Origin of the sequence: Pantoea sp. ICBG 1758 (assembly GCF_002928325.1) — a bacterium.
GTDB classification, from domain to species: domain Bacteria; phylum Pseudomonadota; class Gammaproteobacteria; order Enterobacterales; family Enterobacteriaceae; genus Pantoea; species Pantoea eucrina.
The window spans coordinates 1-724 of sequence record NZ_POWL01000023.1 but is presented as its reverse complement, the minus strand read 5'-3'; the positions used below and the strand labels follow the sequence as shown (position 1 = coordinate 724).

The window sequence follows — 724 nt, the reverse complement described above, 5'->3', positions numbered from 1 at the left end:
CTGCCGGGTCGTACCCGGTGATTCTGACTCGCTCTGACAACGTTGTCCAGCGATTCCCGGTCGCGGTCCGATAACGAACCTGATCGGCCACTGTGTTAAGCAAAGTTTTAGTAAATCAAGCCTTGTTCGGCAACAAAACTCATGGATATCAATGTTGACCGCTCTATGGACATGGCCGGGATGTGACGTCTACGTTAAGCAGCCAAGCGGCCTGGAAGGTCGGTCACACCCGGTCGGCCGTCGCTTCCCCCGGGTCATACGAACGATCAGCGTGAAGGATGAGCGAGATGCGCAGAGGATGGCCGGCCGTCGGGGCCGCTTCCATGGTGGTGCTCACTGCGTGTAGCAGTGGTGGTGGCGGTGGTCTGTCCGCTGCGCCGTCGGTGAACGCGGACCCGGCGAAGGTCACGGGCTCGATCACGGTGCTGACCAACCGCACCGACCAGCTCGGTGACGGGACGCTGGACAGGTACGCCGCCGAGTTCACCAGGGGCTACCCGAACGTCAAGGTGAAGTTCGAGGGGATGAAGGACTACGAGGGCGAAGTCAAGATCAGCATGAACACCGAGAACTACGGTGACGTGCTGCCGATCCCCTCGGACCTCTCGATCGCCCGGTTCCCCGACTTCTTCTCCTCGCTGGGCAGTTCGCAGGAGCTGTCGAGGACCTACCAGTGGACCGACTACGCCACGGTGGACGGCAGGGTCTACGGCCTCGCGAACTT

General features: G+C 61.3%; 1 protein-coding gene. It reads left to right on the top strand.

All coding sequences use genetic code 11. The features are described from left to right. Positions 1-287: 287 nt before the first annotated feature. Positions 288-724: hypothetical protein (locus tag C1Y41_RS19700; RefSeq protein ID WP_199181706.1), on the top strand; the 437-nt coding region annotated here is incomplete at its 3' end.